The sequence below is a fragment of the Sinorhizobium fredii genome (genome assembly GCF_002944405.1).
GTDB classification, from domain to species: domain Bacteria; phylum Pseudomonadota; class Alphaproteobacteria; order Rhizobiales; family Rhizobiaceae; genus Sinorhizobium; species Sinorhizobium fredii_C.
In genome coordinates, this window is the sequence record NZ_CP024310.1 from 53730 (window position 1) to 72269 (window position 18540).

Annotated in this window: 17 protein-coding genes; 11 read left to right on the top strand and 6 right to left on the bottom strand. The window is 64.0% G+C overall.

What is annotated here, in order from left to right; all coding sequences use genetic code 11:
* The first annotated feature begins 232 nt into the window (after positions 1-232).
* Genes NXT3_RS32160 through NXT3_RS23865 form a run of 4 tightly spaced genes read left to right on the top strand, consistent with a single transcriptional unit; the run spans position 233 to position 3484 of the window.
* The gene (locus NXT3_RS32160; RefSeq protein ID WP_234828250.1) at positions 233-1207 is read left to right on the top strand and encodes an ABC transporter substrate-binding protein; all 975 of its coding nucleotides are present in this window, start codon (positions 233-235) and stop codon (positions 1205-1207) included.
* Positions 1204-2232, top strand: a complete 1029-nt coding sequence (locus tag NXT3_RS23855; RefSeq protein ID WP_199773435.1) for a FecCD family ABC transporter permease — start codon at positions 1204-1206, stop codon at positions 2230-2232. The genes NXT3_RS32160 and NXT3_RS23855 overlap by 4 nt, the downstream gene beginning before the upstream one ends.
* On the top strand, positions 2229-3032 hold the full coding sequence (locus NXT3_RS23860) for an ABC transporter ATP-binding protein (protein ID WP_097526981.1): 804 nt from the start codon (positions 2229-2231) through the stop codon (positions 3030-3032). Before NXT3_RS23855 ends, NXT3_RS23860 begins: the two co-directional genes overlap by 4 nt.
* Positions 3029-3484, top strand: a complete 456-nt coding sequence (locus NXT3_RS23865; protein WP_097526982.1) for a pseudoazurin — start codon at positions 3029-3031, stop codon at positions 3482-3484. The genes NXT3_RS23860 and NXT3_RS23865 overlap by 4 nt, the downstream gene beginning before the upstream one ends.
* Positions 3485-3764: 280 nt before the next feature.
* Here the strand turns inward: NXT3_RS23865 and NXT3_RS23875 are convergent, their stop codons facing one another.
* Positions 3765-4064: a hypothetical protein gene (locus NXT3_RS23875; RefSeq protein ID WP_097526983.1), complete on the bottom strand. Its 300-nt coding sequence runs from the start codon at positions 4062-4064 to the stop codon at positions 3765-3767.
* A gap of 27 nt (positions 4065-4091) precedes the next feature.
* On the opposite strand from NXT3_RS23875, the gene NXT3_RS23880 reads away from it, so the two are divergent.
* The 7 genes from NXT3_RS23880 to NXT3_RS23910 all read left to right on the top strand — a co-directional run bounded on the left by NXT3_RS23880 (position 4092) and on the right by NXT3_RS23910 (position 11832).
* Positions 4092-5117: an ABC transporter substrate-binding protein gene (locus NXT3_RS23880; RefSeq protein WP_104840720.1), complete on the top strand. Its 1026-nt coding sequence runs from the start codon at positions 4092-4094 to the stop codon at positions 5115-5117.
* A 68-nt stretch (positions 5118-5185) separates the two neighbouring features.
* Positions 5186-6691, top strand: coding sequence for a sugar ABC transporter ATP-binding protein (locus NXT3_RS23885; RefSeq protein WP_097526985.1), 1506 nt, complete (start codon positions 5186-5188; stop codon positions 6689-6691).
* Entirely contained in the window at positions 6691-7683 is a 993-nt protein-coding gene (locus NXT3_RS23890) for an ABC transporter permease (RefSeq protein ID WP_097526986.1), read from the top strand. Before NXT3_RS23885 ends, NXT3_RS23890 begins: the two co-directional genes overlap by 1 nt.
* A complete protein-coding gene (locus NXT3_RS23895; protein WP_097526987.1) occupies positions 7680-8636 on the top strand; it encodes an ABC transporter permease in 957 nt (318 codons plus the stop codon). Before NXT3_RS23890 ends, NXT3_RS23895 begins: the two co-directional genes overlap by 4 nt.
* Positions 8633-9652, top strand: coding sequence for a LacI family DNA-binding transcriptional regulator (locus NXT3_RS23900; protein WP_097526988.1), 1020 nt, complete (start codon positions 8633-8635; stop codon positions 9650-9652). Before NXT3_RS23895 ends, NXT3_RS23900 begins: the two co-directional genes overlap by 4 nt.
* 18 nt (positions 9653-9670) lie before the next feature.
* A complete protein-coding gene (locus tag NXT3_RS23905) occupies positions 9671-10915 on the top strand; it encodes a Gfo/Idh/MocA family protein (protein ID WP_097526989.1) in 1245 nt (414 codons plus the stop codon).
* A gap of 149 nt (positions 10916-11064) precedes the next feature.
* Entirely contained in the window at positions 11065-11832 is a 768-nt protein-coding gene (locus NXT3_RS23910) for a 3-hydroxyacyl-CoA dehydrogenase (RefSeq protein WP_037421537.1), read from the top strand.
* Between the two features lie 288 nt (positions 11833-12120).
* On the opposite strand, the gene NXT3_RS23920 is transcribed toward NXT3_RS23910, so the two are convergent.
* From NXT3_RS23920 to NXT3_RS23940, 5 genes are all read right to left on the bottom strand, one after another.
* Positions 12121-12708 (bottom strand): cysteine hydrolase family protein, encoded by a 588-nt coding sequence (locus tag NXT3_RS23920; protein WP_104840721.1) that lies wholly within the window; start codon positions 12706-12708, stop codon positions 12121-12123.
* Positions 12709-13432: 724 nt separating this feature from the next.
* Positions 13433-14506, bottom strand: coding sequence for an ABC transporter ATP-binding protein (locus NXT3_RS23925; protein WP_104840722.1), 1074 nt, complete (start codon positions 14504-14506; stop codon positions 13433-13435).
* Complete coding sequence (locus NXT3_RS23930; protein ID WP_104841375.1) at positions 14503-16767, bottom strand: glycoside hydrolase family 2 protein; 2265 nt, start codon at positions 16765-16767, stop codon at positions 14503-14505. Before NXT3_RS23930 ends, NXT3_RS23925 begins: the two co-directional genes overlap by 4 nt.
* An 8-nt stretch (positions 16768-16775) precedes the next feature.
* Positions 16776-17597 (bottom strand): carbohydrate ABC transporter permease, encoded by an 822-nt coding sequence (locus tag NXT3_RS23935; RefSeq protein WP_037421546.1) that lies wholly within the window; start codon positions 17595-17597, stop codon positions 16776-16778.
* On the bottom strand, positions 17594-18493 hold the full coding sequence (locus tag NXT3_RS23940; RefSeq protein WP_037421549.1) for a carbohydrate ABC transporter permease: 900 nt from the start codon (positions 18491-18493) through the stop codon (positions 17594-17596). Before NXT3_RS23940 ends, NXT3_RS23935 begins: the two co-directional genes overlap by 4 nt.
* Positions 18494-18540: the final 47 nt, after the last annotated feature.

The following is an 18540-nucleotide window of genomic DNA, read 5'->3' on the forward strand; positions in this document are numbered from 1 at the left end:
GGATGCCCGGAACAGGACACAGCATGACCTCTCCTTGCGCCGACCCGCGCCTTGCCTCTGGTCTTTCCCGTTCCGCGACGCCGCCGAACTGTCGGCAGGCGGGCTGACTCCGTCCGTTCGCGCCGCGACCGGCCGCATCCTTTCGGCCGTTTCATCGAATCCGGGAAATAGGCTTATGAAAATCCTGTTTGCGAAATCGAAACACGGCATCCTGTGCGCAGCCGCCGTTCTTATGGCTATCGGCATGGAGGCGAAAGCCGCCGAAACCAGCTATCCGCTGATGCTCACCAATTGCGGCCGTCAGGTCACGTTTCAGAAGGCGCCCGAACGGGCCGTCTCGATCGGCCAGAGCAGCACCGAAATCCTTTACCTGCTCGGCCTCCAGGATCGGATGGTCGGCACCGCCGTTTGGATCGGGCCGGTCATCAAGGGCTACGAGGAGGTGAATGCCAAGGTCGAACGGCTCGCCGACAACGATCCGAGCTTCGAAAGCGTCGTCGCCAAGAAGCCGGATCTTGTGACCGCGCAGTTCCAGTGGCATGTCGGCCCGGAGGGCATCGTCGCCAAGCCGGAGCAGTTCGAGGAGCTCGGAATACCGGTCTATACGTCGCCGGCCGATTGCATCGGCAAGGACAATACCGGCGGCGGCGACGGCGTTCGCCATTCGGTGTTCACGATGGACCTGATCTATCAGGAAATCACCGAACTCGCGCAGATCTTCAACGTCCAGGAGCGCGGCGAGACGCTGGTTGCCGAACTGAAGACGCGTGAGGAAGCGGCGAAGAAGAAGATCGCTTCGGCGGACGGCAAGCTTTCCGCAGTGTTCTGGTTCTCGAGCGCCGAGCTCGACATCGATCCCTATGTCGCCGGCAAGAATGGCGCGCCGGGTTACATCATGCGCTCGCTCGGCATCAGGAATGTCATCGACAGCGAAGAGGAATGGCCGACGGTGGGGTGGGAAACCATCGCCAAGTCCGGCCCGACGCTGATCGTCGCGGGCAAGATGCAGCGCCGTCGTTTCCCCGCCGACGACGTCGCCGTCAAGCACAAGTTCCTCGAGTCCGATCCGGTCTCGAGCCTGATGCCTGCGGTGAAGGACGGCCATGTGGTCGAGATGGACGCCCAGGCGATGAACCCGACGATCCGGACCATCGAGGGCATCGAGGTGCTTGCCGATGCCGTCGAGAAATCCGGCCTGAACAAGTGATCGGCAGCGCACCATCCCTGTCCCGGACGAGCGCCAGCCTGCTGGCGCTCGTCGTGCTGTTCGTCGCGCTCTGGCTGGGTGCGGCGATCGGCGAGACGGCCATACCCATGAGCGTGGTGGCCAAGACGGTCGCCAACCGCCTGTGGGATGCCGGCTACGGCGTCGATGCGCTCGACGAGGGCATCATCTGGAACTACCGGGTGAGCCGCGCCATCGCTGCTGCCAGCTGCGGTGCGGCGCTGGCGCTTTCCGGCGTCGTGCTGCAGTCGCTGCTGCGCAATCCGCTGGCCGACCCCTATATCCTCGGCATCTCCGCGGGCGCATCGACCGGCGCTGTCGGCGTCGCCGTCCTCGGCATCGGCGCCGGGCTGTTGACGCTGCCGGTCGGCGCCTTCGGCGGGGCGCTACTTGCCTTCGGGCTCGTCAGCCTGCTGGCGGTGCGGGCGGGCAGGGGTCATGGCGCGATCGTTCTGGCCGGCGTCGCCGGCTCGCAGCTCTTCAACGCGCTCACTTCCTTGATCGTCACCAAGGCGGCGAATGCGGAACAGGCGCGGGCAATCATGTTCCGGCTGCTCGGCAATCTCTCCGGCGTCCGCTGGCCGGATGTCTGGCTCGCAGTGCCTGTTGCCCTGGTCGGCCTCATTGTCTGTCTCTGGCACGCACGCGCCCTCGACGCATTCACCTTCGGCTCCGAATCCGCCGCCTCGCTCGGCATCCCGGTGCGCCGGGTCTATGCCGTGCTGATCGGCGTATCGGCGATGATGACGGCGACCATGGTCAGCATGGTCGGGTCGATCGGCTTCGTCGGCCTCGTCATCCCCCATATCGCCCGTATGATCGTCGGCGTCCGGCACGGATTGCTGCTGCCGGTCTCCGCCTTGGTGGGAGCGGTGTTCATGATCGCCGCCGACATCGTGTCGCGCATCATCATTCCCGGGCAGGTGCTGCCGATCGGCGTCGTCACCGCGCTGGTCGGCGCGCCCGCCTTCGCTGCCATCCTCAGCCAGCGCAGGACGGTTCGATGACGCTTTCGGCTTGCAACGTCTCATGGTCGGCCGGCGGCGCCTCGATCCTCGAGGACGTCTCGCTCGACGTCGCCGCCGGTGAGTTTCTCGGCATCGTCGGTCCGAACGGTTCCGGCAAGACCAGCCTGATGTCGCTGCTTGCCGGCCTGCGGCGGCCGCGGTCCGGTCACGTTCTGCTCGACGGAGAGAGCGTCGACAGGCTGAGCCGGAAGCAGATCGCCAAGCGCATCGCGCTGGTCGAGCAGCAGGCCGAAACCGGCGAGCGCATCTCGGCGCGCCAGGCGGTGGAACTCGGCCGCACGCCGCATCTCGGGCCGCTCACGCCGTGGTCGGCCATGGATGACGCCATCGTCGACGAGGCGATCCGTAATGTCGGCATGGCGCAGCTCGCCGCGCGGATGTGGCACACGCTGTCGGGCGGCGAGCGGCAGCGCCTGCACATCGCCCGGGCGCTGGCACAGCAGCCGCAAATCCTCCTCCTCGACGAGCCGACCAACCATCTCGACGTCGGCCATCAGATCAGTCTCCTGCACCTGGTGCGCCAGCAGCAGCTGACGGCGGTCGCGGCACTGCACGATCTCAACCATGCCGCCACGTTCTGCGACCGGATCGCGCTGATGAGCGGCGGCCGCATCGCCGCCTTGGGACGCCCGTACGAGGTCCTCACCGAAGAGCGGATCCGCACCGTCTTCGGTGTCGACGTCGACGTCGAGCACCAAAGCGAGGGCCGCTGTCATATCCGTTACCGCGCGCCCGGGTTACCGGCCGCCGGAAAGCCGATGCTGAAGAGGATTTCATGATCAATCTTACCAGGCGCCTGCTCTTCGCCCTGATCGTGATCTCGATGCCGGCCATGGCCAGCGCCGAGACCGGCGAGGTCAAGATGCTGAACCGCGGCGAAAAGGTTTCGATGGTCTTCGAACCGGATTTCCTGGCGCTGCAGCCCGCCGACAGCGTCAAGTACATCGCCGCCAACAAAAGCCACAATGCCGCGACGATCGACGGCATGCTCCCGGACGGCCATCCGGGCTTCAAGGGCAAGATCAACGAGGAGATCGTCGTCACCTTCGATCGGCCGGGATTCTACGGCATCAAATGCTCGCCGCACTACGGCATGGGCATGGTGATGCTGATCAAGGTCGGAGACGTCGAGCTTCCGCAGAATTATCGTGCGATCGAGGCTCCTGCCCGGGCGATGCCGCGCTTCGAGGCGCTCTTCGCCCAGGCCGAGGCAGAGCTGGCGGGGAAATAGCGGTCGGGGCAACCCGGTCGCTGGAACAGGATCGAATTGACTGACGACGGCACCCCCTCTGCCCTGCCGGGCATCTCCCCCACAAGGAGGGAGATTGGACAGAAGCGAAGCCCCGCCCCAATCAAAGCTTGCGAATTCCGAAAACACCGAGTGTCGAGAAAGGCGCCGCCGCTTCCCGATCTCCCCCTTGCGGGGAGATGCTCGGCAGGGCAGAGGGGGCGGCACTCCGATCGGCTTTTAGTTCAACCTGAAGCCATTGCCTTGCGGAATGCCATTGCGCTCACACCGGGCGGGGCCAGATCGCACAATGGCGAGACGCGAAGGCGGCGCGGTACTCCTGGAAAAACCGGCCGAGATGCACGAAGCCCAGCGTTGTGCGATTTCGGCGACCGTCGCCGATGGCTCCGCTCGATGATTTTGCGGCGGGTGCCCTCATGCCTACCTGGCGCAGATAGCTAATCGGCGTCGTGTTGAGGAAACGGCGGAAATTCACGTAGCGCCCGGGCACTGACGCCTGCGGCGGCTGTCGCGATTCAACTTTATACTCGCCATTGAAATCGATTACATTTTCTGGCTTCATAACGCTCGCACGATTTGGGAGGATCTCATGAGGAAGTTCATTGCTTTTGCGCTCGGCACGGTTGCATCCCTCGTTGTCTCCGCATCGGCGGTCAATGCGGAAACCTTCAAGATCGGTCTTTCGAACGGCTGGGTCGGCAGCGAGTGGCGCACCCAGATGATCGACGAGGCCAAGGAAGCCGCGGCGAAATGGAAGGACAAGGGGGTCGACGTCGAGGTTTTGGTGCAGAGCGCCAATGTCGACGTGCCCGGGCAGATCGCCCATATTCGCAACTTCATCGCCGAAGGCGTCAATGCCATCATCGTCAATCCGAACAGCCCGACGGCCTTCGATCCGATCTTCGCGCAGGTGAAGGAGGCCGGCATCCTGGTGATCGCGACGGACGCGGAAGTCTCCTCGCCCGATGCGATCTATGTCGGCATCGACCAAACCGCCTGGGGTGCCGCCGGCGCCAAGTGGCTCGCCGAGACGCTCGACGGCAAGGGCAAGGTGGTGGCAATCAACGGCGTTGCCGGGCATCCCGCCAACGAGATGCGCGTCGCCGGCTATAAGTCGGTCTTCAAGGAGTTTCCGGATATCCAGATCGTCAACGAAGTGAACGCCAACTGGGACCAGGCCCAGGGTCAGCAGGCGATGCAGAACATTCTCGCCACCTATCCGGACATCAACGGCGTGGTGGTGCAGGACGGCATGGCGGCCGGCGCTTGGAAGTCGATCATGGATGCCGGCAAAAAAGACCAGATTGCCGCGACCGGCGAGATCCGCAAGGACTTCATAGACCTCTGGATCAAGGAGAAGCTAAACTCCGGCGCCACCGTCAACCCGCCCGGCGTCATGGCGAGCGCGCTGAATGTGGCGGTCCTGATGCTGCAGGGCAAGGAGCTGAAGGAACCGGCCAAGGCCGGCCAATACGGCAACGCCCTCTATCTGCCGATCCCGTTCATCGACTCGAAGAATGTCGAGGAGGCGGCAAAGCAGCTCGAAGGCAAGCCCGGCTACTATTCCTATACGAGCTCGCTGACGATCGAAGAGGCGGAAGCGCTCTTCAAGTAAGCCTTTCGACGTCAGGCGCGGGCTCTGTTGGCCCGTGCTCGACCACCGGATCGGAACGGACGCAGTCCATGTCGAAATTGAAACTGAACGGCGTGAGCAAGGCTTACGGCGCGACCTTGGCGCTCCGCCGCGGCGACCTCGAAGTCCTGGCCGGCGAGGTCCATGTGCTGATGGGTTCGAACGGCTCGGGCAAGAGCACGCTCTGCAAGATCATCGCCGGCAGTGTGCGGCCGGACGAGGGCCGGATCCTGATCGACGACACGCCGGTGACGATCACCGGCCCGCGTTCGGCCCGGGCGCAGGGGATCGGCATCTTCTATCAGGAGCTCAGCCTCGCCGCCCACCGCAGCGTCGAGGAGAATATCTGCCTTGCCGCGATGCCGGCCATGGCCGGGCTCTTCGTCGATCGGTCGGCGCTGAAAGAGCGGGCGGCGCGCTACATAGCGCTCTTCGACGGCGTCTCCGGCGATGGCTTTTCCGCCGATGCGCTGGTCGGCAACCTTCGCCCCGACCAGCGCCAGCTCGTCGAGATCATGAAGGCGCTCGCCAGCGAGGCGCCGCTCGTCATCTTCGACGAGCCGACCTCGGCGCTCGACCGCGCCCAGGTCGAGCGCTTCTTCGAAATCCTGCGCGACCTGAAGCGGCGCGGCCGCGGCATCATCTTCATCTCGCACCGCATGGACGAAATCAAGGCGATCGGCGACCGGGTGACGATCATCCGCGACGGCGAGACGATCACCACGCTCAACCTCAATGAAACCGATGCGGGTACGGTTATCCGCCTCATGGTCGGGGGCGCCGGCGACATGCCGGCCTCGCAGTCCTCGGCCCCGGCCGCCGTCGACGCCAAGGACGGGGCGGCCCTCACGGTCCGCAATCTTTCCGGCGCCGGCTTCCGAAATATCAGCTTCGAAGTGGCGCGCGGCGAAATCCTCGGCTTTGGCGGCCTGCACGGCCAGGGCCAGTCGGCGCTGCTCCGGGCGATCTTCGGCGCTGGCTCGATTTCGTCGGGCGAAATCCTGATCGGCGGCGACCGCTTCGATGCGGCAAGTCCTCGCGACGCCATCCGGCGCGGCTGCGCCTATGTTTCCGGCGATCGCGGCCGCGACGGCGTCATCAGTGGCCGGCCGATCATCGAAAACGTCACGCCCATCCATTATCTGCGCGACCGGCTGATGATCGCCAGGCCATCGAAGCTCAGCGAGCGGGTCGCGCCGGCGCTCGAAAGCATGCATACGAAATTTGCCAGCCTCTTCCATCCGATCAATTCGCTCTCCGGCGGCAATCAGCAGAAGGTGATCATCGCCCGCTGGCTGATCGACCGGCCGGTCGTGCTCCTGCTCGACGATCCGACCAAGGGCATCGACCTCTCGGCCAAGGCCGATCTCTTCGCGCTGATCCGCCAACTGGCGGCCGAGGGGCTCGGCATCCTCCTCTATTCCTCGGAGGATGCCGAGCTGCTCGGCAATGCCAACCGCATCCTGGTCTTCAACGGCGGCTCGGTCAGCCGGGAACTCACCGGTCCGGAGCGCACCCGCTACAACCTCTATCAAGCCGCTTACGAGGCCGCCTGATGGCAGAGATCGCAACCAGCTCGACATATCGGCGCGCCGGCGGCCTGCGCAGACTGCTCGAGCGCTATCCTTTCCTGCCGGCGCTCGCCATCGTCCTGGTGCTGCTTGCCTTGAACGGCGTCTTTTCGCCGAACAGCCTCAGCTACCGCTCACTGACCGGGCTTTTGAGCACCTATATGGCGCTGATCCTGCTGGCGATCGCCCAGACCTATGTGGTCTATGCCGGCGACATCGATCTTTCCGCCGGCTCGATCCTGTCGCTCGTCAATGTCGCGATCGTCGTTTTAATGGAGCGCTGGGGGGGAGGCGCCGGCGCGGTGCTGCTGGCGCTTGCCATCGGTCTCTTGCTGGGGCTTGCCTGCGGCCTTGTCAACGGGCTCGTCGTCGCGGCGCTGCGGCTCCAGGCGATCGTCGCCACCTTCGCGACCAGCATCTTCTTTACCGGCCTGGCGCTCTACATCCTGCCGGTCGCCGGCACGCCGGCGCCGACGATCTTCTGGCGCACCTATGGCGGCCTGCTGCTCGGGCTGCCCTTCGTCTTCTATATCCTCGTGGGCCTGGTCGTGCTGCTTGCGGTGTTGAGCCGCACGCGCCTTGCGACGCAATTGCTCGCCGTCGGCGACGACCGGCAGGCGGCCTACCAGACCGGACTGCCGGTGGTGGCTATCCGGATCCGCGGCTATCTGCTCTGCGGCCTGTTCTCCGCCCTTGCCGCCTTCTGCATCACCGGCGACACGGCAAGCGGCGATCCGTTGGTCGGCGGCAAGATGACGCTTTTCAGCGTCGCCGCGGTGGTGCTCGGTGGCAGCGCCCTTTCTGGCGGATGGGGGACCGTGGTCGGCTCGCTCCTCGGCGCGCTGACGATCGGCCTCATCAGTTCGGTGGTCTTCTTCATGGGCACGCCTTCGGAGTGGCAGAATTTCGTCCAGGGCCTGGCGATCCTCATCGTCCTGATGGCCGGCGTGCTTGCCGGACGGAGGTCGCGGCCATGAGCAGGGTGATGTCTTTCCTCCGCCGGCCAATCGTCGTCGCGCTCGCGCTGATCGTCCTGCTCCTCTATCTCGGCGAACTTTTGTCTCCGGGCTTTGCCAGCGGGGCGCAGATCCTGCGGCTCCTGATCGTCGCCTCGCTGCTCGGCATCGTCGCGGCCGGCCAGAATGTCGTCATCCTCGGCGGGCGCGAGGGCATCGATCTCTCGGTCGGCGGCGTCGTATCGCTGTCGGCGATCATCGCCGGCAACGTAATGGACGGTGCCGATATCGGCATCCTACCGGCGATCGCCGCCTGCCTGGTGGCCGGCGCCTTCTTCGGGCTGCTGAACGGCCTCGGCATCACGCTGCTGCGCATCCCGCCGCTGGTGATGACCCTCGGAATGCTCGGCGTTTTACAGGGTCTCCTCGTCGTCATCCGCATGGGCATTCCCTCCGGTCAGGCCGCACCCGCTCTGTCGCGCTTCGTCACCCAGCCGCTTTTTCTCAGTGTGCCTGGGATCATCTGGTTGTGGGTGGCGATCGGCATCCTAATGGCCTTCATGCTCAACCGCACCGTCTTCGGCCATCGCATCTATGCGATCGGCTCCAACGAGCACGCGGCCTATATGGCCGGCGTCCCAGTGAGGCTGATGCGCGTTGCGCTCTTCATGATTTCCGGCATGTTCGCGGCCGTCGCCGGGCTATGCCTGCTCGGCTATTCCGGCTCGTCCTTCGCCAATGTGGGCGAGCAATACACGCTGACCTCGATCATCGCCGTCGTCTTCGGCGGCACTTCGCTTGCCGGCGGCAAGGGCGGCTATACCGGCACCATGGCCGGCGCCTTCCTGCTCGTCATCCTGCAGGGAATTCTCACCACCGTGAACATCGACGAATCCGGCCGGCAGATGGTGTTCGGGGCGACGCTTCTTCTCCTCATGATGTTCTATGGCCGGGGCCGGGCGATGCGCGTATGAGGGACCGGCCGAAGATCAAGGACATTGCCGAGAAGGCCGGAGTGTCGGTCGCCACGGTCTCGCGCGCGCTTTCCGACTCGGCGCTGGTGACGGCGAAGACCCGTCAGCGCATCCATGATCTGGCACGCGAGCTCAACTATCGCCCCAATGTCACCGCCCGCAATTTGAGGACCCGCAAATCGATGGCGGTGCTGCTTGTCGTGCGCGACGTCGGCAACCCTTTCTATCTCGACATCCTGAAAGGCGTCGAGGCAACGGCGCGCGAAGCCGGCTATGCAGTGCTGATGGGCAATACTGAGAACGATCCGGTGCGCGAGATCGAATATTTCGACATGCTGCGCGACGGCCATGCCGATGGCATGATCCTGATGACCGGCAAGCTGCCGCCGCCGGGCGGAAATCGCACGGGCAGCTGGAGCCACCTGCCGGTGGTGGTAGCGCTGGAAATGATCGAGGGTTCGGGACTGCCGCATGTGCAGGTCGACAATGTCGGGGCCGCGCGCGAGGCGGTCGAGCATCTGATTTCCCTCGGGCACCGGCGGATCGCCCATATCAGCGGGCCGGTTCCCGAGCCGATGAGCCTCTACCGCCGCGAGGGCTACCGGCTTGCCATGCGCGAAGCCGGCCTCGCGATCCCGGACGGCTACGAGGTGCGCGGCAACTTTCTGCTCGAAAGCGGCCAGGACTGCTGCCGCTCACTTTTTGCCCTGCCGGAGCCGCCCACGGCGCTCTTCGTCGCCAATGACGAAATGGCCTATGGCGCCGCCCACGAACTGAGGCGGATGGGGCGCGACGTGCCCGGCGAGGTCTCGGTCGTCGGTTTCGACGATCTCTATCTGAGCAAGGCCTTCTATCCGCCGCTGACGACCGTCGGACAGCCGCGTGCCGAGATCGGCCGCACGGCGATGGGCCTTTTGCTCAGCATCCTTTCGGGCGGTAGCCTCGACGGCGGCGAACCGATCGTGCTGCCGACGGCGCTCAATATCAGAGGCAGCACGGCACCGCCGCACGCATAGCGATTTGGGGAGGGAAGAATGACCACACTACCGAAAGAGACCCTGCGCGTCGGCTTTGTCGGAACCGGCTTCATTGCCCGCTTCCATCTGCAATCGCTCCTCGGCGTGCGCCATGTGGAGGTGACCGGCGTCTACAGCCGCAAGGCCGAAAACCGCGAGCGCTTCGCCGAGGAGGTCAGGGCGCTGGAGCTCGGCAGCTGCCGCACCCATGGGAGCCTCGACCATCTCCTCTCGGCCGAGGATGTCGATGCAATTTGGATCCTCTCGCCCAACTATACGCGGCTCGAGGTGATGCGGGCGCTTCACGCGGAGATTAAGGCGGGCCGCAGCCGCGTCTTCGCGGTCGCCTGCGAGAAGCCGCTGGCGCGCACCGTCGCCGAGGCCCGCGAGATGCTGCGTCTCGCCGAGGACGCCGGCCTTAACCACGGCTATCTCGAAAACCAGGTGTTCTGCACCCCGGTGCTGCGCGGCAAGGAGATCATCTGGCGCCGCGCCGCTTCGACAACGGGCCGACCCTATTTGGCGCGCGCCGCCGAAGAGCATTCGGGCCCGCACGAGCCATGGTTCTGGCAGGGCGACAAGCAGGGCGGCGGCGTGCTGTCCGACATGATGTGCCACAGTGTCGAGGTGGCGCGCCATCTGCTGACGGCGCCGGGCGCGCCGCGCAATTCCCTCACAGTGAAGTCGGTCAACGGAACCGTCGCGAACCTGAAATGGACCCGACCGAACTATGCCGATCAGCTGCGGCAGCGATACGGGAGCGAGGTCGATTACCGCAACCGCCCCTCGGAGGACTTCGCCCGGGCGACCGTGAGGCTCGAGGACGAGGCGGGCAATGAGCTGATGATCGAGGCGACAACCTCCTGGGCCTACGTCGGCGCCGGATTACGCATCCAGCTTGAGCTGCTTGGCCCCGAATATGCGCTGGAATACAATTCGCTCGGCACGGGGCTGAAGATCTTCCTGTCGCGGGCGGTCCAAGGCTCCGAGGGCGAGGACCTTGTCGAGAAGCAGAACGCCGAACAGGGGCTGATGCCGGTGCTCGAGGATGAAGCCGGCGTCTATGGCTATACGGACGAGAACCGGCACATGGTCGAGTGTTTCCGCAAGGGCGTCCAGCCGCTTGAAACCTTCGAGGACGGCCTTGCAGTCGTCGAGATCCTGATGGGGCTCTACCGCTCGGCCGAAATCGGCGCGACCCTGCATTTCCCGGCGCCGGAGCTTGAGAATTACGTGCCGCTGGTGGCGCGCACGGGGGCATAAAGGCATCCTCCCATTCGGGGTCGCCTGCGCTGGTGCGTCTGGCTATAGTCCCTGCAGAGGATTCGGCCGGCGGAGAATGACCAGCCAAAGCGACGGGAGGATAAGAGGATGCAGACAAACTCGGCTAACCGAGGGGGCGGAGCGCGGCCATGCTGATCCTCGACAAGGTTTTCCTGGTCACCGGCGGCGGCTCCGGACTTGGGGCGGCGGTGGCGCGGATGTTCGTTGCCGAAGGCGCTCAGGTGGTTATTGCCGACGTCAATGAGGAGGCAGGCGCCGCGATCGCCGCGGAACTTGGTGACCGCGCCTGCTTCGTGCGCACCGACGTGACGAGCGAGACGGACGGCGCCGCCGCGGTGCAGGCGGCGCTCGACGGCTTCGGGCATGTGCACGGGCTCATCAACTGCGCCGGCATCGCGCCCGGTGAAAAGGTGCTCGGCCGCGACGGGCCGCACCGGCTCGACAGTTTCGCCCGCGCGATAAGCATCAATCTCATCGGCACGTTCAACATGATCCGGCTTGCCGCCGCGGCGATCGCGAGGGAAGAGCCGGATCTCGAAGGCGGCCGCGGCGTGATCGTCAATACCGCTTCGGTTGCCGCTTTCGACGGGCAGATCGGCCAGGCGGCTTACGCGGCATCGAAGGGCGGCGTCGTGGCGATGACGCTGCCGATCGCCCGGGAACTCGCCCGTTCCGGCATCCGCGTCGTCTCGATCGCGCCCGGGATCTTCGAAACGCCAATGATGGCCGGCATGCCGCAGGAGGTGCAGGACTCGCTCGGCAAGAGCGTGCCCTTCCCGCCGCGCCTCGGCCGGCCGGGCGAATATGCGTCACTGGTGCGGCATATCTGCGAGAACGACATGCTGAACGGCGAGGTCATCCGCCTCGACGGGGCGCTGAGGATGGGGGCGCGGTAGGTCACGGTGAAGTCGCCGAGGTTACGGGTCGCCAGATCGGCTCCGCGGACGCTCTTCAACGGTCGACAGCGTAGCGCGAGGATGTCGCAAGCCTCATCCTCCATGGACCGCCCATGTGCCGCCGCGCGAAGCTTAAACCTTGCATCAACGCGTCATCGAGATTGCGTATCGTCATGCTGGCCACGGATCGCTCCTATCATCAATGACTGCAGTTTAGTCGGAAGATGCTGCAGAAGGAACGGAGGTGCAGCCTCCTCGTTTCGCCCCCGACTTGGCATAGTCCGATAGCTAGACTTCGCCGCCCGACGACAACCATTCTTCGGTGTTCACGACCTTCACTTGAACCGAGAAGCGGTTGCCCAGAAGTTCGAGCGATGCATCGTGCGTTTCATCGGTGGTACTGCACACCGCGTCCTTCAGCAGAACGACCTTGTAGCCGAGATCGACGGCTCCGAGGGTCGCGGCGAGGACGCAGATGTCCGTCTCTCCTCCCGTCACGACCAGCGTCCCGATGTCCTGATCAGTGAGGGCGCGATGCAGCCGGCCGCTTGTCCAGGGGGAATAGGTGGCCTTGTCGAAGATGCGTCCGGGCGGGACCAATCTCTTCAGGTCCGGAACCAGATCCACGAGTTCTGGGTCCAGTTGGGTGGTCGTCATCATCGGCCATTTTTCGTAATAGGCCCGCCACATGCCGGGCATCTGCTCCGGGGCGGGTGGCGGCACGAACCGCGTGAAAATCGTGCGCTCCGGAAAACGAGCGGCAACCTCGACGACCTGGTCGAACACCTTGGGCATCCACGCCACGTGCCAAGGGGTGTTCTCGGCGAACATCCGCTGCACGTCTATGCACAGGTGGACCCATTTCTCCTGGTTCATGTCGTTCTCCGCGCTCCTTCTGACGGCAGGCACCGAGCGATGTGCTTAAGAACTCGAAGAGTGAAGTGCAGTTCCACAAGAGTTTGGAGATCCGTTGCTTGGCGGTCGGCTGATGGCGCCGATACAGCAGCTTCGTCATCGAAGCTTGACTGCGCTATTTGCCGTCGTCGTTTTCGGTCTCCGCGAAAGCGCCGACCGTGAGGGCTGACCATTCTCGCTGTTCTCGCCCTCATCGGCGGTCACGCCCTGGGCGAGCCCCATCAACACATACTCGCGGCGCTGGTGAGCTCGCTTTCCGGTGCGGCGCGATCTGCCGCCGTCACCGACACATTCGCCTGCATTGGTCGCGGGGGTGCTGTCCGTGCCGCCTCTGCCGTCGTCTTTGGCTTCGGCCTTCGCGAGCGCAGCTTTCAGCTTGGCAAGCTCGGAATTGATCTTCGACTTCTCATCGTCGGTTTTCGCGCGCGAACTCGTCCTGCTTGGCCGCCAGTTGGGCCTTGAGCTCCAAGACGGTGCTGCTTGTGCTGGACGTCGAGATCGCGCTTGTCGTCCCCGCCGAAACTGCCTCTACCATTCTGATCCCCGTTGGTGACTCGCATGGAGGAGCAGTAGCGCAAGGTAATTAAGGTAACCGACCCCCCGGCCGGGTACCCATTTGCGGATGTCGGGCAAGGCGCCGGGCCGGCGTCGGCGAGCGGAGAGGAGTAGCGCTCCCCCAAAACCACTATCTCAACCGCTTGCCATTTTCGTCGAACACCAGGGCGCAGGCCGGATCGAAGCGGGCGGCGATGCGGTCTCCGGATTTGAGGCCGCGGCCGTTCTTTGTTTCGATCACCACGAGCTCGCCATTGCCGTGGCGGGCATAGGCAAAGGTCTCGCCGCCGAGATGCTCCAGCATGTCGATCGCCAGGTCGAGGCTTGCCGAGCCCTGCTCCTTGAAGTGTTCGGGACGGATGCCGACCGTCACGGGCGTTCCGGGCGCCACGCGCGTGAGAGCGACCGGAACTTTCGTGTCGGCATAATCCGGCAGCCGCGCATAGATTTCGCCATCGTCAGTCTCGATCACCCCCTTCAGGAAATTCATCTTCGGCGAGCCGATGAAGCCGGCGACGAAGAGGTTGGCGGGATCGTCGTAGAGGTCGAGCGGCGAGCCGACCTGCTCGACGACGCCGGCGCGCATGACGACGATCTTGTCGGCGAGCGTCATCGCCTCGACCTGGTCATGCGTCACATAGATGATCGTGGCGGCGAGCTGCTTGTGCAGCCGCGCGATCTCGATGCGCATGTGGACGCGCAGCTCCGCGTCGAGATTCGACAGCGGTTCGTCGAACAGGAAGATCTTCGGGTGGCGGACGATCGCCCGGCCGATCGCCACGCGCTGGCGCTGGCCGCCGGAAAGCTGCTTCGGCTTGCGCTCGAGCAGCGGCCCGAGCTCGAGGATGTTTGCCGCCTCCATCACCCGCTTTTCGAGCTCGACCTTGGAGACGCCGGCGAAGCGCAGGGCAAAGCCCATGTTCTCGCGGACGGTCATATGCGGATAGAGCGCATAGGACTGGAACACCATGGCAATGCCGCGCTTAGACGGATCGACATCGTTCATCAGCATGTCGTCGATCGTCAGGTCGCCGGAGGTGATTTCCTCGAGACCGGCGATCATCCGGAGCAGGGTCGACTTGCCGCAGCCGGACGGGCCGACGAAGACGACGAACTCGCCGGACTTGATGTCGAGATCGACGCCCTTGATGACTTCCAGGCCGCCATAGGACTTGCGGACGTTGCTGAGTTGAAGTTCACTCATGCGCGCTGCGCTCCTTCGGGCGTGGCGGCGAGCTCCAGCTTGGCGGTACCGAGGCGCGAAGAGCTCACGCTTACCGATATGTCGCCGGCAGCTCCCGTCGATTCCAGCCAGAAGCCGGTCGAGCCGCCCTGGAAGATCACTTTGCCCGGCCCGAGAAGCCGCGCCGGCCCCTTGACCTCGATGTCGATCGCGTCATTGAGGAAGGGGAGGATGTTGCCGACCTGGTCGAGGGCGCGGACGATGACGCGCACGCTGTCGCGCCCCTCGGCCCGGATCGTTTTGCTGTCGGCCTCGATTGCCAGCGTCGTCGGCAGCGGATCGGCGACCATTTGCAGATGGGCAACAGCCTTGCCGCCGATAAAGCCGGTGAACTCGGCGCTTTCCCACTTCATGCCCCAGACGCCGAGCTCGTCCTTGGTGAAGTGGCGATGGTCGATGACCACGGGCGCATGCGGCAAATGCGGGAAGGTCTCGCGGTCTGGGCCGACGCGCTTGGTAAGCGAGCCATACTTCAGTTCGATCTCGTCGCAGTTGGTGAGCACGATCAAGGGCAGCACGCCTCCGATATTGCGCTCGCCGCGGGCCCAAAAGGTGACCGGCTTCATCACCACTTCTTCCGAAGGGTCGCACTGGCTCGCGTAAACGTAAGCGGCGAATTTCGGCTCGCGGAACATGTCCATGACGCCGTGATAGCAGATCCGGTCGCCGGAGCCGAAATCCTTGTGGGTGTTGTAGTCGAACATGCACCAGCCGATCGCGCCGGAAATGCTCGGATCGCCGTGCGCCGCGTTCAGCACCTCGAGATGTCGGCGGACATGCTCGGCCTGCCGCTGCTCCTGGTCGTAGATCTTCGTCGGGTACATGTGGCCGCCGAACTCGGTGATGAGATAAGGCACCTTGCGCGAAAGCCCGGTGCATTCCTGCTGCGGGCGCAGCGGTGTGCGCGGCCGGTTCGAGCCGGGCAGTTCCTCGTTGCCGAGGATGAAGTCGTTCATCGTGTATACGTCTTCCAAAAACTCGCTGTCGGTGATGTAGCGCACGCCGCCGGTTTGCCGGGTCGGGTCGAGCTCGCGGGCGAGGCGGTTCGTCTCGACGTAAAAATCATGCGAATCCTGCGACTCGTTGATCCTGACACCCCAGATGACGATCGACGGGTGGTTCCAGTCGCGCTCGATCATACGGCGAACGTTCCGGATCGACTCCTGTTTCCATTCCTCGCCGCCGATATGCTGCCAGCCGGGAATTTCCTCGAAGACGAGCAGGCCGATGCGGTCGCAATGGTCGAGGAACCATTTCGACTGCGGATAATGCGAGGTGCGGACGAGATTGCAGTGAAGCTTGTGCTTAAGGAGTTCCGCGTCGCGTTCCTGCGCCGTGCGCCCCATGGCATAGCCGACATAGGGGAAGGCCTGGTGGCGGTTGAGGCCGCGGATCTTCAGCGGCCGGCCGTTCAGCCGGAAGCCCTCGACCGTGAACTCGGCGGTGCGGAAGCCGAAATGCGAGGCGACGAGGTCGCGGCCGTGATCGGTCCTGAGCTGCACTTCAGCCTGGTAGAGCACCGGATGGTCGATGTCCCAGAGCGACAGGCCCTTGAGTCCGGTCATTTCCAGCGTGACGCTCTCGCCCCGGGTCTCGCCGATGGCTTCGGCCAGAAGCTCGCCATTGGCATCCCTCAGGAGCGCCGTCACGGTACCGGCGAAGGCGAGGCCTTGCGGATTGGCGAGATCGCAGCGGATGGTGACGGACTTCGCGTCGGAGAGCACGTCGCCGGTTTCGATCTTGATATTGCCGATCGCGACCGGGTCGGTGAGCTTCAGCCATGTGTCGCGATAGATGCCGGCATAGGTGAGATAATCGATCCGCCCGCCGAAGGGCGGGATTTCCGGGTTCTCGCTGCCGTCGATCTTGACGGTGATCAGGTTGTCGCCCTTGCGGAGCCTGCCGGTCAGCCGCGCTTCGAAGGGCGTATAGCCGTCCTTGTGGGCGATGATCTCCTCGCCGTTCAGATAGACGACCGCATCGGCCATCGCCGCGTCGAAGACGATCGAAACCTCGCGGCCTTGGAATTCCGGGCTCCAGGCAAGCATCTTCTGATAGGTGAAGGCGCGCTGATAGCAGGTCTCGTCGAAATAGTTGAACGGCAGCTCGACGGCGTTGTGCGGCAGGCTGACGGGCTCGCCCGCCTTGAGCTTGCCGGCATCGGCGGCATTGAAGCCTTCGAAAAAGACCCATAAATCGTTGAATGAGGTGACGGAGCGCATCATGATTCCTATTTGATTGAGCCCAGCATGCCCTGGACGAACTGGCGTTGCATGAAGAAGAAGACGGCGAGGGTGGGTAGCGTCGCAAGAATCGTGCCGACCATGACTACGCCGTAGTCGGGGTAATAGGCGGAGGCGAGCGACGAGATCACCAGCGTGATTGTCTTCGTCTCGTTCGACTGCAGGACGATCAGCGGCCAGAGATAGTTGTTCCAGGCGGTCATGAAGACGATGATGAAGGCGGCCGCATAGGTCGAGCGCATCACCGGCACATAGATATAGAAGAAGATCTGCCATTCCTTCAGGCCGTCGACTTTCGCCGCGTCGCGCAGCTCCGAGGGGAAGGCCTTGGTGCTCTGACGGAAATAGAAGACGATGAAGGCCGAGCCGATCGTCGGCAGCACGACGGCGATGTGGGTGTTGATGAGGCCCATCTTGCCCATCATGATGAAGAGCGGGATCATCAGCGCCGCAAACGGGATCATCAGCGTCAGCAGCATGGCCCGATAGAGGCGCTCGCGGTGACGCGAGCGGAAGATCTCGAAGCCGTAGCCGGCAAGCGACGAGACGGCCAGCGTGAGCACGGTCGCGAAGATGGTCACCTTCGCCGAATTCCAGAAGACCAGCGGCACGTTCACCAGGGTGAAGAAGTTGGCGATGTTGGTCGCCAGCGCCTCACCCGGCGCGAGCTTGCCCTTGATGATGTCGATCGAGGAATTGGTGGCGCCGAGCGCCATCCAGATGAAGGGAAAGACGGAAAGGAAGGCCATCAGCCCGACGAAGCCATAGGTCAGGACGGCCGAGGCGATGTTGGCGGGACTCGCTCTCATTTGTCGCGCTCCCTTGCCAGGAAGAACTGCAGGAAGGCGAGGATGGCGACGAAAACGACGATGACGTAGGAAACCGTCGCCGCATAGCCGAAATTCGGCATGAAGCGGAAGGTCAGGTTGTAGATGTAGAGCGACAGGGTAAGCGTCGCATTCGACGGGCCGCCCTTGCCTTCGGTGAGGTTATAGACCTCGTCGAAGAGCTGCAGCGTGCCGATCGTCGAGATCACCGTGGTGAACAGGATGACCGGCTTCAAGAGCGGGATGGTGATGTGGGTGAAACGCGCCCAGGCCGGAACGCCGTCGATGCGGGCGACCTCGTAGATCGACCTGTCGATGTTCTGCAGCGCCGCGAGATAGAAGATCATGTTGTAGCCGGTCCAGCGCCAGGTGATGGCAATGATGACGAGCGCCTTCGCCCAGAAGGGATGCGTCTGCCACGGAATGGGCGAGGCGATGATTCCAAGCGCCTGAAGCGTCGAATTGACGATGCCGTCGAGCGCGAACATGCCCTTGAAGAGCACCGCATAAGCGACCAGCGAGGTGACGCAGGGCAGGAAAATGGCGGTGCGGAAGAACGCCCGGCCGACGAGCCGCGGATTGTTGAGGATCGACGCCAGGATCAGAGCGAGCATGATCATGATCGGCACCTGCACGATGAAATAGGTCATCGTGTTGGTCAGCGCCTTGATGAAGACCGGATCGTTCCACAGACGGATGATGTTGGCGAAGCCTGCGAACTTCATCATCATGCCGCGGCCGGCCTGGAAGGACATCCAGAGCGACCAGAAGATCGGATAGACCATGAACAGGCCGATCAGCCCGAGCGCCGGCGCGACGAAGAGCCAGCCATTGACGTCGTAATATCGGCCGATGCCGCCGCGGCGGGCGAGAGCCATCGTCAACCTCATGATTAACAGGGAATCACTGGCCGTGGCTTAAGCCG